The sequence below is a fragment of the Pseudomonas sp. P4795 genome (genome assembly GCF_048822895.1).
Taxonomy (GTDB): domain Bacteria; phylum Pseudomonadota; class Gammaproteobacteria; order Pseudomonadales; family Pseudomonadaceae; genus Aquipseudomonas.
The window spans coordinates 1-14881 of the sequence record NZ_JBMFBT010000008.1; the positions used below are offsets into that span (position 1 = coordinate 1).

Consider the following 14881-nt stretch of genomic DNA (forward strand, 5'->3'; position numbering starts at 1 on the left):
TGATGAGGAAGGCCGATGTATCAGTACGACGATTACGACCGGGCGCTGGTGTTCGAGCGCGTTGCGCAGTTTCGCGATCAGGTCGAGCGCTTCATGGGCGGGGAATTGAGCGAAGAGGAGTTCCTGCCGCTGCGTTTGCAAAACGGCCTGTACATGCAAAAGCACGCGTACATGCTGCGCGTGGCAATTCCCTACGGCACCCTCGGCGCCGATCAGCTACGAACGCTGGCGAGCATTGCCGCCGACTATGATCGCGGCTACGGCCACTTCACCACGCGCCAGAATATGCAGTTCAACTGGATCGAGCTGAGCGATGTGCCGGACATCCTCGAGCGCCTGGCGCAGGTCAACATGCACGCGATCCAGACCTCCGGCAACTGCGTGCGCAACATCACCACCGAAGCCTTTGCCGGGGTCGCGGCGGACGAATTGATCGACCCGCGTCCACTGGCGGAGATCCTGCGGCAGTGGTCGACGATCAACCCGGAATTCCTGTTTCTGCCACGCAAATTCAAAATCGCCATTTGCTCGGCCAAACAGGATCGCGCGGCGATCATGATGCATGACATCGGCCTGTATCTTTATCCCGGTCGCGACGGGCAGATGCTGTTGCGCGTGATCGTCGGCGGCGGGCTGGGGCGTACGCCGATCCTCGGTTTGCAGATTCGTGACGGCTTGCCGTGGCAGCATTTGCTCTCGTATGTCGAAGCGGTGCTGCGGGTCTACAACCGCCACGGCCGACGCGATAACAAGTACAAGGCGCGGATCAAGATTCTGGTCAAAGCGCTGGGCATCGAGGCGTTCGCCAAGGAAGTCGAAGAAGAATGGCAGCACCTCAAGGACGGCCCGGCGCAGTTGACCGAAGCGGAATTCCAGCGGGTTGCCAGCGCGTTCGTGCCGCCGACCTATCAGGCGCTGGCCAATACCGATCTGGAGTTCGGCACGCATATGGCCGAGACGCCGGCGTTCGCCCGCTGGGTCGCGCGCAACGTGCAGCCGCACAAAGTGCCGGGTTACACCAGCGTGGTGCTGTCGACCAAACCGGGTCAGGCTTCGCCGCCAGGGGATGTCACTGGCCAGCAGATGCTGGCGGTGGCCGACTGGTCCGAGCGTTTCGGGTTTGGCGAGATTCGCATCGCCCATGAACAGAACATCGTCTTGCCGGACGTGCCGAAGGCGCAACTGTTTGCGCTGTGGCAACAGGCCTGCGCACATGGGCTGGGCAGTGCCAACGTCGGCTTGCTGACCGACATCATCGCCTGCCCCGGTGGCGATTTCTGCGCATTGGCGAATGCCAAGTCGATCCCGATTACTCAGGCGATTCAGGCGCGTTTCGACAACCTCGATTATCTGCATGACCTCGGTGACATCAGCCTGAATATCTCCGGTTGCATCAATGCCTGCGGCCATCACCACATCGGCAATATCGGCATTCTGGGTGTCGATAAAAACGGCAGCGAGTGGTACCAGATCACCCTTGGCGGCGCGCAGGGTCGCAACAGTTCGTTGGGCAAGGTGATCGGCCCGTCATTCAGCGCTGCGGAGATTCCGCAGGTGATCGAGCGGATCATCGGCACGTTCGTGCGCTATCGCGAAAGTGAGGAGTTGTTCATCGATACGGTGGCGCGCATCGGGTTGGAGCCGTTCAAGGAACGCGTGTATCCGAAAGCGCTGGAGGTTTCGGCATGAATAATCTGCTGCGCATGGAGGAGGGCGGCGCGCGGATTGTCGCGGATGATCCGTGGACGCTGGTGCGCTCGCCTGAAACCGATCTTCCCGCTGCCATGGCGATTCTGCCGCTGGCGCACTGGCTCGAATCGCCCTCGACCCACGCGGTGTGGTTAGGGCCGGATGACGGCGTCGAAAGCCTGCTGCCGTGGCTGGCCTCACTGCCGCTGATTGCCCTCGACTTCCCGAGTTTTCGCGATGGCCGCGCCTATAGCCAGGCGTATCTGCTGCGCAGCCGTTTCGGCTGGGCCGGCGAGTTGCGCGCGATTGGCGATGTGCTGCGCGATCAACTCAGCCACATGCGCCAGTGCGGGTTTGACAGCTTCGCGGTGCGTGAGGACAAATCTGCCGAGGATGCGCTCAAGGGGTTGGCCGGAATGAGCGTGCTGTACGGCCGTTCAGTGATCGAGCCACGCCCGTTATTTCGTCGGCGCTGATTCTATCTCTCTGCCAGTAGAGTGCTTTTGTGGCGAGGTGATTTATCCCCGTTGGGCTGCGCAGCGGCCCCCTGCGATTTGGCATGGGAACCGAGTACTCAGGATTGACGACTGCTGCGCAGCCGAACGGGGATGAATCCCCTCGCCACAGGTTCTTTGTGCGCCAGCGATGCAGGGGAAACCCTTAGATAGCTGCCCATTTCGGGATTTCTCCTTGGGTCGATGCTGGCCTTTTGGTAGAGTCCTCGCCGCCAGCGGGTTTTCGGCTGGACGACGGAACGAAGAAGGGAGTCTGTTTGTGACTGTGGGCAAGAAGATCTTGGGCCTCACGGCGTTGCTTTTGATGCTGATGCTGTGGGCCAGCTATTTTTACGTGTTCAAGGAAAACCGCGACGGCCAGTTGGGCGGCGCCAACCAGAGCACCGCGTGGTGCGGCACGCCGCCGTCCAATGAAGCGGCGCTGCTGGGCAAGGATCAACTGACCTTGCGCATCACCAACAACCTGCGCGGCGAGTTCATGCTCAGCGGCGCGGTGGTGGTTTCCGAGCGCACCTTCAACCGCTACGACCTCGGCCGCAACGAACTGCGCCTGCGGCTGGAGCCGTTGCAATGGTCGTACGGCGTCACGCCGATTTTCCTTGAACAGGTGAAAGTCCTGCCCCTGAGCCGTAACCTGGCGGCGACCAATAAAAGCGCGTTCGCCGAACTCGAATCGCGGCCGATCGGCGTTCAGGGCCGCGTCACCGAATTCCCCTTCGACACCTACCGTTACGGCTACAAACCGGTGCTCTACTACCTCAAGGGCACCGAGCGCGTCGACCTGCGTTTCAAGAACATCACCACGCTGATGGAGATGTCCAACACCTTCACACCCATCCAGAAGTACAACCGCGTCGACTACATCAGCGAGAACAACTCGATGATCCGCGACGAAGACTACAAGGCCTACGGCCCGCATGAATGCGCGTTCAGCGTCGAGCGTAAAGGTTCGTTCAAGGTTCTGGTGTTCATGCTGTTGCTGGTGCTGTGCCTGCCGTTGCTGCTGGTGTTCTTCCGCGAAGAGCCGGGGATCGATTTCCTCGCGACGCTGGTGGGGATTGCCGTAGTGCGGGTGTTGCTGGTGGGGCCGGTGGAGGACTTTCAGCTGTACAACATCGACTTCCTGTTTGGCGCGGCGATCTTGCTGGTGGGCACGGTGTCGTTGATCAAAGCGATGCGCGCGAACAGTCGGCGCGAGATGAAGATGAGGAGTGGTGAGACTTCTTCCTGGTAATCAACTGTGCTTGTGATCGGTTGCGCGAATTTTGCGTTCGGCGAACGCAAAAAACCGGGGTTTAGCTATAACTGTATTTCCCCACGCAATAAATCCGGACATCTGACAGGAGTTACAGCATGAAGCTAGCAGTAATGATGAGCACGCTGTGCATTGCCACGCTCGGAGTGGTGGGCTGCTCCAGCAAAACCGTCGCTCCCGATGAGTACTCCGGCTTCCTGAAAGATTACAGCCAGCTCAGGGAAGCCAAATCGCCGTCGGGCGCCGAGGTGATGCGCTGGATGGATCCCAAGCTCGACACCCGCAAGTTCACCAGTGTTTACATCGAGCCGACTCAGCTCTATCCCAAGCCGCAAGCTACGGTGAAAATTCCGCAGCAGACCCTCAATGGCATCACCGGTTATTACGATCAGGCGCTCAAACGTGAGCTCGGCAAGTCGCTGCCATTGGCCGCTGCTCCTGGCCCGGGCGTGATTGTGGTGCGTGCGGCGATCACCGCAGTCAGCAGCAAGACTGAAGGTCTGAAACCGTATGAAGTGATTCCGATTGCACTGGTGGCGGCGGCGGTCAGCACGGCCAGTGGTATTCGCGATCAGGAAACCACGCTGGCCACTGAAGCGGTGTTTCTCGATGGCGGCAACAACCATGTGCTCGCTCAAGTCGTGCGCAAAGGCACCGGCAAACCGCTGCAAAACGATTCGCAGGTGATGCAGGCCAGTGACGTTAAAAACGTGATAGATGGCTGGGCTTCGGATCTGCATCAGTCCTACCTCAAGCTCAAATCCAAATAACCAACGTTCCAGGTGTCAGGCTTTTCTGGACTGGTCGCGAATGCGTTCTTCCTGTTCGCGCAACTCGGGGGTGAATTCAGCGCCAAAGTCTTCGGCGCTGAACACCTGGCGAATCTCGATTTCGGCATCGGTGCCGGGCATCGGATTCGGGCAGCGTTTGACCCATTCGATGGCTTCGTCTTTGGATTTCACGTCCCAGATCCAGTAGCCGGCGATCAGCTCTTTGGTTTCGACGAACGGGCCGTCGATCACGCTGCGGGTTTCGCCGCTGAAACGTACGCGAGCACCTTTGCTGCTGGGGTGCAGGCCATCGGCCGAGACCAGAATGCCGGCCTTGGCCAGTTCCTCGTTGTAATTGCCCATGGCGGTGAGCAGTTCTTCGCTGGGCATGACCCCGGCTTCGGAATCCGGGCTGGCTTTGACGATGATCATGAAGCGCATGGTTTTTTCTCCAATGATTTGAGGTTATTCACGGTGTAGTCGAATAAGCGAAACCTGAATCGACAAACAAACCATAAATCGCCGACCCCCTGTAGGAGCTGCCGAAGGCTGCGATCTTTTGACTTTGATCGTTAACAGCCAGAGCCAGATCAAAAGATCGCAGCCTGCGGCAGCTCCTACAGTGGGAATGATGCAGATCGGTTGTATCCAGTTTCGCGTGCACAACCATGACAATTTCAGTTCAACCATAGGTCGTCGGACAATTTCGTGGTTAACTTCGGCCTCTCAGAAATTCTTAACAACAACGTTCAGAAGGACTACGTTCATGGCTCAAGTCACTCTTAAAGGCAACCCGGTTCAAGTCAACGGCCAGTTGCCACAAGCCGGTTCCAAGGCGCCAGCCTTTTCCCTGGTTGCCGGCAACCTGTCCGACGTGACCCTGGCGAGCTTCGCCGGCAAGCGCAAAGTGCTGAACATCTTCCCAAGCGTCGACACCCCGACCTGCGCCACCTCCGTGCGCAAGTTCAACGCTCAGGCCAATGACGTGGCCAACACCGTGGTGCTGTGCATTTCGGCTGACCTGCCGTTCGCTCAGGCACGCTTCTGTGGCGCCGAAGGCCTGGAAAACGTACAGAACCTGTCGACCCTGCGCGGCGCCGAGTTCATCGAAAACTATGGCGTGGCCATTGCTGACGGCCCGCTCAAAGGCCTGACTGCGCGTGCCGTGGTCGTGCTCGACGAAAACGACAACGTGCTGCACAGCGAGTTGGTCAAGGAAATCGCTGAAGAGCCGAACTACGACGCAGCGCTCGCCGTTCTGAAATAACTGTTCTGAAATAAGCGGTTTTACAATTGTTAACGGCCTGGCCCTGTCCAGGCCGTTTTCATTTGTGTATCAGTGTTTTGCTTCACACCTTGAAACGTAAGTTGAAGGTAAATTGCCGGTAAAGCTGCTTTGCTTTACCCCCATCAGTGCTTATCGTTCAGCCTCCCGTAGAAGAAGCCCACGCGCCCAATGGTTAATCACTCCATGCAATCGTCCTCCCGTAACTCCCGTCGCTGGCTGCTCAGCCTGCTCGTATTGTTGGTCATCGCCGTTCTGTGCTGGAAATTCTGGCCCGCCGGCTCAGCCAATAAGGAGGGCGCGGACAAGGCTGGCGGCCATACCGGTCGTTCGGGGATGATGCGTCCGGGCTTCGGTGGTGCGGCCGGGCCGATCCCGGTGCGTGTGGCGCCGGCGGTCAAGGGTGACTTCCCGCTGTACTACAAAGCCTTGGGCACGGTAACAGCGCTGAACACCATCAACGTGCGCAGCCGGGTGGGCGGCGAGCTGGTGAAGATCCATTTCGAAGAAGGGCAGATGGTCAAGGCCGGCGACCTGCTGGCAGAGATCGACCCGCGCTCGTACCAGAACGCCTTGCTGCAGGCTGAAGGCACCTTGCTGCAGAATCAGGCACAACTGAAAAACGCGCAGGTCGACGTCGAGCGCTATCGCGGCTTGTTCAAGGAAGACAGCATCGCCAAGCAGACGCTGGACACCGCTGAAGCGCTGGTCGGCCAGTATCTTGGCACCGTGAAGACCAATCAGGCGGCGGTCAACGACGCCAAGCTCAATCTCGAATTCACCAAGATTCGCGCACCGATTGCCGGCCGCGTTGGTTTGCGGCAGATCGACGTTGGCAACCTGGTCACCGCCAATGACACCACGTTCATTGCGGTCATCACCCAGACCCAGCCAATCAGCGTCGCCTTCACGCTGCCGGAAAACACCCTCGATACCGTGCTCGCGCGCTACCGCAGCGGCGCCAAGCTGCCGGCCGAAGCCTGGGATCGCGGTGACACAAAACTGCAAGCGACCGGCGTGCTGCAAAGCCTCGACAACCAGATCGACGTGACCACCGGCACCCTGAAATTCAAGGCACGCTACGAAAACCGCGATCAGTCGCTGTTCCCCAATCAGTTCGTCAACATTCACCTGCTGGCCGATACGCTGAAAGGCGTCGTGCTGGCACCGTCGGCGGCGATTCAGTTCGGTACCAACGGCACCTTCGTTTATGCGCTGGACGGCGACAAAAAAGTCACCATCCGCCAGTTGAAAATCGGCGCCAGCGACGGCGACAACACCGTGATCACCGAAGGCCTTGCCGCCGGTGACCGCGTGGTGCTGGAAGGCACCGACCGCTTGAAAGAAGGCAGCGAAGTGGAAGTGGTCAACGACAGCCAGGAAGTGCCCACCACCCCGACCGAACATCTGCAAGGCAAATCGGCCGCGACCCCGGCTGACGCTGCTGTAACGGACAAGGCCAAGAAGGGCGCATGAACATTTCGCGGCTGTTCATCCTCCGTCCGGTAGCCACTACGCTGAGCATGCTGGCCATCGTGCTGGCCGGTTTGATCGCTTATCGCTTGTTGCCGGTTTCGGCGTTGCCACAGGTCGATTACCCGACCATCCGCGTCATGACTCTGTATCCCGGCGCCAGTCCGGACGTGATGACCAGCGCCGTGACCGCGCCGCTGGAGCGTCAGTTCGGGCAGATGCCGGGCCTGACGCAAATGGCCTCCACCAGTTCCGGCGGCGCTTCGGTGCTGACCCTGCGTTTCAGCCTCGACATCAATATGGACGTCGCCGAGCAGCAGGTGCAAGCCGCGATCAACGCCGCGACCAATCTGCTGCCAACCGATCTGCCCGCGCCGCCGGTGTACAACAAGGTCAACCCGGCGGACACCCCGGTGCTGACCCTGGCCATCACCTCGAAAACCATGCTGCTGCCCAAGCTCAACGATCTGGTCGATACGCGCATGGCGCAGAAAATCGCGCAGATCAGCGGTGTCGGCATGGTCAGCATTGCCGGCGGTCAACGTCAGGCGGTGCGGATCAAGGTCAACCCGGAAGCACTGGCGGCCAACGGCTTGAACCTGTCGGACGTACGCACTTTGATTGGCGCGTCCAACGTCAACCAGCCCAAGGGCAACTTCGACGGCCCGACCCGGGTGTCGATGCTCGATGCCAACGACCAACTGACTTCCCCGAAGGATTACGCCAACCTGATTCTGGCCTACGCCAATGGTGCGCCGCTGCGGCTCAAAGACGTCGCAGAAATTGTCGACGGCGCCGAGAACGAGCGCCTGGCAGCGTGGGCCAATCAGAATCAAGCGGTGTTGCTGAATATTCAGCGCCAACCGGGTGCCAACGTGATCGAAGTGGTTGACCGGATCAAGGCGCTGCTGCCAAGCATCACCGACAACTTGCCGGCCGGCCTCGAAGTCACCGTGCTCACCGACCGCACCCAGACCATCCGCGCCTCGGTCACCGACGTGCAGCACGAACTGTTGATTGCCATCGCGCTGGTGGTGATGGTCACGTTCCTGTTTCTGCGCCGCGCCAGCGCGACGATCATTCCCTCGATTGCCGTGCCACTGTCGCTGATCGGCACCTTCGGCGTGATGTACCTGGCCGGGTTCTCGGTGAACAACCTGACACTGATGGCGCTGACCATCGCCACCGGTTTTGTAGTCGACGATGCAATCGTGATGCTGGAGAACATCGCGCGCTTCATTGAAGAGGGTGACAGTCCGATGCAGGCCGCGCTCAAAGGCGCGAAGCAGATCGGCTTCACTTTGATCTCCCTGACCCTGTCGCTGATCGCGGTATTGATTCCGCTGCTGTTCATGGCCGATGTGGTCGGGCGATTGTTCCGCGAGTTCGCCATCACTTTGGCGGTGGCGATCCTGATTTCGCTGGTGGTCTCGCTGACCCTGACGCCGATGATGTGCGCGCGTTTGCTCAAACGAGAGCCTGAGCCGCACGAACAGGGCCGGTTCTACCGTTCCAGCGGCGCGGTCATCGACTGGATGATCGCCGCATACGGACGCAAGTTGCAGTGGGTGCTCAAGCATCAGCCGCTGACCCTGCTGGTGGCCATCGGCACATTGGCGCTGACGGTCGTGCTGTATATGGTGGTGCCGAAAGGCTTCTTCCCGGTGCAGGATACCGGTGTGATTCAGGGCATTTCCGAAGCGCCGCAGTCGATTTCCTTTGCAGCGATGGGCGAGCGCCAACAAGCGCTGGCCAAGGTGATTCTTGAAGATCCCGCCGTGGAAAGCCTGTCGTCCTATATCGGTATCGACGGCGACAACGCCACGCTCAACAGTGGCCGCTTGCTGATCAACCTCAAGCCGCACGGTGCCCGCGACCTGAGCGCCACAGAAGTGATTGCGCGTCTGCAACCACAACTCGACAAACTGGTGGGCATTCGCCTGTTCATGCAGCCGGTGCAGGATCTGACCATTGAAGACCGGGTCAGCCGCACGCAATACCAATTCAGCATGTCCTCGCCGGACTCCGAACTGCTCAGTCAGTGGAGCGGGCGACTGGTCGAAGCATTGGCGCAGCGCCCGGAACTGACCGACGTCGCCAGCGATTTGCAGGACAAGGGTTTGCAGGTGTTTCTGGTGATCGATCGCGACGCGGCTTCGCGCCTCGGCGTGTCGGTGTCGAACATCACCGATGCCCTGTACGACGCCTTTGGCCAACGGCAGATTTCCACGATTTACACCCAGGCCAGCCAGTACCGCGTGGTGCTGCAAGCGCAGTCCGGCGAGAAGATCGGCCCGCAGGCGCTGGATCAGATTCACGTCAAAACCACCGACGGCGGTCAGGTACGCCTGTCGAGTCTGGCGCATATCGAAGAACGCCAGGCGCAACTGGCGATCACTCACATCGGCCAGTTTCCGGCAGTGATGATGTCCTTCAACCTCGCGCCCGGTGTGGCGCTGGGGCATGCGGTGGACGTGATCGAGCAGGTGCAGAAAGACATCGCCATGCCGATCGGCGTGCAGACCCAGTTCCAGGGGGCGGCCGAAGCATTCCAGGCTTCGCTGTCGAGCACCTTGCTGCTGATTCTGGCGGCGGTGGTGACCATGTACATCGTGCTCGGCGTGCTTTACGAGAGCTACATCCACCCGATCACCATTCTCTCGACCCTGCCATCGGCGGCGGTCGGCGCCTTGCTGGCGTTGCTGCTCAGTGGCAACGATCTGGGGATGATCGCGATCATCGGCATCATTTTGCTGATCGGCATCGTCAAGAAGAACGCGATCATGATGATCGACTTCGCCCTCGATGCTGAGCGCAATCAGGGCATGGACCCGGAAACCGCGATCTATCAAGCTGCGCTGCTGCGCTTCCGGCCAATCTTGATGACCACGCTGGCTGCGCTGTTCGGCGCGGTGCCGCTGATGCTGGCGACCGGTTCCGGCGCTGAATTGCGTCAACCGCTGGGTCTGGTTATGGTCGGCGGTTTGCTGCTGAGCCAAGTGCTGACGCTGTTCACTACACCTGTGATCTACCTCTATTTCGACCGTCTCGGTCGGCGCTGGGGCCGCGCGCCTTCGGCCGTGGAGCCGGTAGAACAGCCATGAACCTGTCCGGTCCTTTCATCAAGCGTCCGGTGGCGACCATGCTTTTGAGCTTGGCGATCATGCTGCTCGGTGGCGTGAGTTTCGGCCTGCTGCCGGTGGCGCCGCTGCCGCAAATGGATTTCCCGGTGATCGTGGTGCAGGCCAGCCTGCCCGGTGCCAGCCCGGAAGTCATGGCCTCGACCGTGGCCACGCCGCTGGAGCGCTCGTTCGGCGCGATTGCCGGCGTCAACACCATGAGCAGCCGTTCCAGCCAAGGCTCGACCCGAGTCATTCTGCAATTCGACCTCGACCGCGACATCAACGGCGCAGCGCGTGAAGTGCAAGCGGCGATCAACGCCTCGCGCAATTTGCTGCCGAGCGGGATGCGCAGCATGCCGACCTACAAGAAGGTCAACCCGTCGCAAGCGCCGATCATGGTGTTGTCGCTGACTTCGGACGTGCTGGAAAAAGGTCAGTTGTACGATTTGGCCTCGACCATCCTTTCGCAAAGCCTGTCGCAGGTGCAGGGCGTCGGTGAAGTGCAGATCGGCGGCAGTTCGCTACCGGCGGTGCGCATCGAACTCGAACCGCAAGCGCTGAACCAGTACGGCGTGGCGCTCGACGATGTGCGCAAGACCATCGCCGAAGCCAACGTGCGCCGGCCGAAAGGTTCGGTCGAGGACGGCCAGCGGCTGTGGCAGATCCAGGCCAACGATCAGTTGGAGAAAGCCAAGGATTACGAATCGCTGATCATCCACTACGCCGACGGTGCCGCGTTGCGTCTGAAGGACGTGGCCAAGGTCAGCGATGGCGTCGAAGACCGCTACAACAGCGGCTTCTTCAACGATGATGCGGCGGTGCTGCTGGTGATCAACCGCCAGGCGGGCGCTAACATCATCGAAACGGTCAACGAGATCAAGGCCCAGTTGCCGGCGCTGCAAGCGGTGTTACCGGCCAGCGTCAAACTGAATCTGGCGATGGACCGCTCGCCGGTGATCAAAGCCACGCTGCACGAAGCGGAAATGACCCTGCTGATCGCCGTGGCGCTGGTGATTCTGGTGGTTTATCTATTCCTCGGTAACTTCCGCGCTTCGTTGATTCCGACGCTGGCGGTACCGGTGTCGCTGGTCGGCACCTTCGCCGTGATGTACCTCTACGGGTTTTCGCTGAACAACTTGTCACTGATGGCGCTGATTCTCGCCACCGGACTGGTGGTGGACGATGCCATCGTGGTGCTGGAGAACATCTCCCGGCATATCGACGAAGGTGTCAAACCGATGCAGGCCGCGTACCTCGGGGCCAAGGAGGTCGGCTTCACCTTGCTGTCGATGAACGTGTCGCTGGTGGCGGTGTTCCTGTCGATCCTGTTCATGGGCGGGATTGTCGAAAGCCTGTTCCGCGAATTCTCGATCACGCTGGCTGCAGCCATCGTGGTGTCGCTGGTGGTTTCGCTGACCCTGACGCCGATGCTTTGCGCGCGCTGGCTCAAACCGCATACGCCGGGCCAGGAAAATCGCCTGCAACGCTGGAGTCGGCGTACTAACGACTGGATGGTCGGCAAATACGCCACCAGCCTCGACTGGGTGCTGCGCCATCGACGCCTGACCCTGCTCAGCCTGTTCGTCACGGTCGGGGTCAACGTCGCGCTGTATGTAGTGGTGCCGAAGACTTTCATGCCGCAGCAGGACACCGGCCAGTTGATCGGCTTCGTGCGGGGCGATGACGGGCTGTCGTTCAGCGTGATGCAGCCGAAGATGGAAATCTTCCGCCGCGAAGTGCTCAAGGACCCTGCAGTAGAAAGCGTTGCCGGTTTCATTGGTGGCAGCAACGGCACCAACAACGCGTTCATGCTGGTGCGTCTGAAACCGATCAAGGAGCGCAATCTGTCGGCGCAAAAAGTCATCGAGCGCATGCGCAAGGAAATGCCCAAGGTGCCCGGCGCACAGTTGATGCTGATGGCCGATCAGGACCTGCAATTTGGTGGTGGCCGCGAACAGACCACGTCGCAGTACAGCTACATTTTGCAAAGCGGTGACCTGGGGGCCTTGCGCGAGTGGTACCCGAAAGTGGTGACCGCGCTCAGAGCCTTGCCGGAACTGACCGCGATCGATGCCCGCGAGGGCGGAGGGGCTCAGCAGGTGACGCTGATTGTCGACCGCGATCAGGCCAAACGTCTCGGCGTAGATATGGAGATGGTCACCGCTGTGCTCAACAACGCTTACAGCCAGCGGCAGATTTCGACGATCTACGACAGCCTCAACCAGTATCAAGTGGTGATGGAGGTCAATCCGAAATATGCCCAGGATCCGGTGACGCTCAAGCAGGTCCAAGTGATTACCGCCGATGGCGCGCGAATTCCGCTGTCGACCTTCGCTCACTACGAAAACAGTCTGGAAAACGACCGTGTCAGCCATGAAGGCCAGTTTGCCTCTGAAAGCATCGCTTTCGACATGGCCGAAGGCGTGACGGTGGAGCAGGGTGGCGCTGCCATCGAGCGGGCGATTGCCAAGGTCGGATTGCCGGAAGACGTGATCGCGAAAATGGCCGGCACCGCCGACGCCTTCGCCGCCACGCAGAAAAGCCAGCCGTTCATGATTCTCGGTGCGTTGCTGGCGGTGTATCTGGTGCTTGGCGTGCTGTACGAAAGCTACATTCACCCACTGACCATTCTGTCCACGTTGCCATCGGCCGGGGTTGGTGCGCTGCTGTCGATCTATGCGCTGGGCGGTGAATTCAGCCTGATCTCGTTGCTCGGATTGTTCCTGCTGATCGGCGTGGTGAAGAAGAACGCGATCCTGATGATCGACCTCGCGCTGCAACTGGAGCGCCATCAAGGGCTGTCGCCGCTGGAGTCGATCCGCAGCGCCTGTCTACAACGACTGCGGCCGATCCTGATGACCACGCTGGCGGCAATCCTCGGTGCCTTGCCATTGCTGCTCGGCCGTGCCGAAGGCGCGGAAATGCGCCAGCCTCTGGGCCTGACCATTATTGGCGGGCTGATTTTCAGCCAGGTCCTGACCCTTTACACCACCCCGGTGGTTTACCTCTATCTCGACAAGCTGCGCCATCGCTTCAACAAATGGCGCGGCGTGCGTACTGATGCTGCTCTGGAAACTCCGCTATGACCGACCGTTCGCTTTTCACTCTGGCCACTGTTCGCGGTTCGCGTTTGTTGAGCCTGTCACTGTGCGTGGCGATGCTCAGTGCCTGCGCCGTCGGCCCGGACTACCAGCGCCCGCAAACCGCTGAAATCGCCCAGTACAAAGAGGCCGAGGGCTGGCGTCAGGCCAACCCGAGCGACTCGCTGGCGCGTGGCGCGTGGTGGGAGCTGTATGGCGACCGCCAGCTCAACGAACTGATCGAGAAACTCAACAGCTCGAACCAGACCGTCGCCCAGTCCGAAGCTCAGTACCGTCAGGCGCAGGCGTTGGTGCGTAGCGCGCGCGGCGCGTTTTACCCAAGCGTTGATCTGAGCGTCGGCAAGACCCGCTCCAGCCAAGGCACCGGCAGCAGCAGTTCGAGCCTGAGCAGTTCTTCCAGCGGCATTCGTGATACCTACAACGCCGAGCTGGGGGTCAGTTGGGAGGCCGATATCTGGGGCAAATTGCGCCGGGGTCTGGAGGCTGACCAGGCCAGCGCTCAGGCAAGTTTTGCCGATCTGGCGGCGATGCGCCTGAGCCAGCAGTCGGAACTGGTGCAGAACTATCTGCAATTGCGCGTGATCGACCAGCAGAAACGCTTGCTCGAATCGACCGTCGCGGCTTATCAGCGCTCGCTGAAAATGACTCAGAACCAGTACAACGCGGGCGTTTCCGGGCGTGATGCAGTGGCTCAGGCGCAGACTCAACTGAAAAGCACTCAGGGCGATCTGGTCGACCTGATCTGGCAGCGCGCGCAGTTCGAAAACGCCATCGCGGTGCTCACTGGCCAGCCGCCAGCGCAGTTCAACATTGCTGAAACCCAGAACATTCCCAAGCTCCCGCAGATTCCGCTGAGTCTGCCATCGCAATTGCTCGAACGCCGCCCGGACATCGCCTCGGCCGAACGCTCGGTGATCGCCGCCAACGCCAACATTGGCGTGGCCAAAGCCGCCTATTACCCGGACTTGTCACTCAGCCTCAGTGGCGGTTACAGCAGCAGTACTTCGCAGAACCTGATCAGCCTGCCCAACCGCTTCTGGTCGGTCGGCCCGAAAATGACCCTGCCACTGTTCGACGGCGGCATACGTTCGGCAGAAGTCGACCGCACCGAAGCGGTCTACGACCAGACCGTGGCCAAATACCGCCAGACCGTGCTCGACGGCTTCCGCGAGGTGGAAAACTATCTGGTGCAACTCAAGGTGTACGAAGACGAAGCGGCAGTGCGTCAGGAAGCGTTGGATGCTGCGCGAGATTCCTTGCGCCTGACCGAAAACCAGTACAAGGCCGGGGTGATTGCTTACCTCGATGTAGTGGTGGTGCAGGCGACTGCCTTGAACAACGAGCGCACCGTGTTGAATATCCTGCAGAGTCGCTTGATCGCCAGCGTGCAACTGATTGCCGCACTGGGTGGCGGCTGGGACGGCGAGCTCGAACCCACCGAAACCCCATAGGCTGGATCCGATCCTGTAGGAGCTGCCGCAGGCTGCGATCTTTTGATCTTGATTACGCCAAACAAAGTCAAAAGATCGCAGCCTGCGGCAGCTCCTACATGAACCGAGCCACCGTGCTAGAGCGTTGTAGAACAATAAAACAAGCGTTTCATCGGCTTGATGGCCAATTGCTCAGTTTGTCAGTGCGTTCTTCCGTGCAATCAGTACAATCGCGGCCTTT

10 protein-coding genes are annotated in these 14881 nt (G+C 60.1%); 9 read left to right on the forward strand and 1 reads right to left on the reverse strand.

Translation table 11 applies throughout. The features are described 5' to 3' along the window. Positions 1 to 15 precede the first annotated feature (15 nt). The 4 genes from ACOI8A_RS21620 (at position 16) to ACOI8A_RS21635 (ending at position 4229) form a co-directional block, all read left to right on the forward strand. Positions 16 to 1689 (forward strand): nitrite/sulfite reductase, encoded by a 1674-nt coding sequence (locus tag ACOI8A_RS21620; protein WP_420649917.1) that lies wholly within the window; start codon positions 16 to 18, stop codon positions 1687 to 1689. After that, positions 1686 to 2165, forward strand: coding sequence for a DUF934 domain-containing protein (locus ACOI8A_RS21625; protein WP_420649916.1), 480 nt, complete (start codon positions 1686 to 1688; stop codon positions 2163 to 2165). The genes ACOI8A_RS21620 and ACOI8A_RS21625 overlap by 4 nt, the downstream gene beginning before the upstream one ends. A gap of 298 nt (positions 2166 to 2463) precedes the next feature. Continuing rightward, entirely contained in the window at positions 2464 to 3438 is a 975-nt protein-coding gene (locus tag ACOI8A_RS21630) for a hypothetical protein (RefSeq protein WP_420649915.1), read from the forward strand. Between the two features lie 119 nt (positions 3439 to 3557). Then, entirely contained in the window at positions 3558 to 4229 is a 672-nt protein-coding gene (locus ACOI8A_RS21635) for a DUF3313 domain-containing protein (protein ID WP_420649914.1), read from the forward strand. A 15-nt stretch (positions 4230 to 4244) separates the two neighbouring features. Here ACOI8A_RS21635 and ACOI8A_RS21640 read toward each other — a convergent pair whose 3' ends face one another. Further along, the gene (locus ACOI8A_RS21640; protein WP_420649913.1) at positions 4245 to 4670 is read right to left on the reverse strand and encodes a YciI family protein; all 426 of its coding nucleotides are present in this window, start codon (positions 4668 to 4670) and stop codon (positions 4245 to 4247) included. Between the two features lie 325 nt (positions 4671 to 4995). On the opposite strand from ACOI8A_RS21640, the gene tpx reads away from it, so the two are divergent. The 5 genes from tpx (at position 4996) to ACOI8A_RS21665 (ending at position 14661) form a co-directional block, all read left to right on the forward strand. Beyond that, on the forward strand, positions 4996 to 5496 hold the full coding sequence (tpx, locus tag ACOI8A_RS21645; protein ID WP_258696018.1) for a thiol peroxidase: 501 nt from the start codon (positions 4996 to 4998) through the stop codon (positions 5494 to 5496). A 189-nt stretch (positions 5497 to 5685) separates the two neighbouring features. Further along, the gene (locus tag ACOI8A_RS21650; RefSeq protein ID WP_420649912.1) at positions 5686 to 6990 is read left to right on the forward strand and encodes an MdtA/MuxA family multidrug efflux RND transporter periplasmic adaptor subunit; all 1305 of its coding nucleotides are present in this window, start codon (positions 5686 to 5688) and stop codon (positions 6988 to 6990) included. Further along, on the forward strand, positions 6987 to 10091 hold the full coding sequence (locus ACOI8A_RS21655) for an MdtB/MuxB family multidrug efflux RND transporter permease subunit (RefSeq protein WP_420649911.1): 3105 nt from the start codon (positions 6987 to 6989) through the stop codon (positions 10089 to 10091). The genes ACOI8A_RS21650 and ACOI8A_RS21655 overlap by 4 nt, the downstream gene beginning before the upstream one ends. After that, positions 10088 to 13195, forward strand: coding sequence for an efflux RND transporter permease subunit (locus ACOI8A_RS21660; protein ID WP_420649910.1), 3108 nt, complete (start codon positions 10088 to 10090; stop codon positions 13193 to 13195). The genes ACOI8A_RS21655 and ACOI8A_RS21660 overlap by 4 nt, the downstream gene beginning before the upstream one ends. Next, on the forward strand, positions 13192 to 14661 hold the full coding sequence (locus ACOI8A_RS21665) for an efflux transporter outer membrane subunit (RefSeq protein WP_420649909.1): 1470 nt from the start codon (positions 13192 to 13194) through the stop codon (positions 14659 to 14661). Before ACOI8A_RS21660 ends, ACOI8A_RS21665 begins: the two co-directional genes overlap by 4 nt. The last annotated feature ends 220 nt before the right edge of the window (positions 14662 to 14881 follow it).

Coding starts and splice junctions, on each gene's coding strand:
- ACOI8A_RS21620 (WP_420649917.1), top strand. CDS start 16: ATGTATCAGTACGACGATTACGACCGGGCGCTGGTGTTCGAGCGCGTT.
- ACOI8A_RS21625 (WP_420649916.1), top strand. CDS start 1,686: ATGAATAATCTGCTGCGCATGGAGGAGGGCGGCGCGCGGATTGTCGCG.
- ACOI8A_RS21635 (WP_420649914.1), top strand. CDS start 3,558: ATGAAGCTAGCAGTAATGATGAGCACGCTGTGCATTGCCACGCTCGGA.
- ACOI8A_RS21640 (WP_420649913.1), bottom strand. CDS start 4,670: ATGCGCTTCATGATCATCGTCAAAGCCAGCCCGGATTCCGAAGCCGGG.
- tpx (WP_258696018.1), top strand. CDS start 4,996: ATGGCTCAAGTCACTCTTAAAGGCAACCCGGTTCAAGTCAACGGCCAG.
- ACOI8A_RS21650 (WP_420649912.1), top strand. CDS start 5,686: ATGGTTAATCACTCCATGCAATCGTCCTCCCGTAACTCCCGTCGCTGG.
- ACOI8A_RS21655 (WP_420649911.1), top strand. CDS start 6,987: ATGAACATTTCGCGGCTGTTCATCCTCCGTCCGGTAGCCACTACGCTG.
- ACOI8A_RS21660 (WP_420649910.1), top strand. CDS start 10,088: ATGAACCTGTCCGGTCCTTTCATCAAGCGTCCGGTGGCGACCATGCTT.
- ACOI8A_RS21665 (WP_420649909.1), top strand. CDS start 13,192: ATGACCGACCGTTCGCTTTTCACTCTGGCCACTGTTCGCGGTTCGCGT.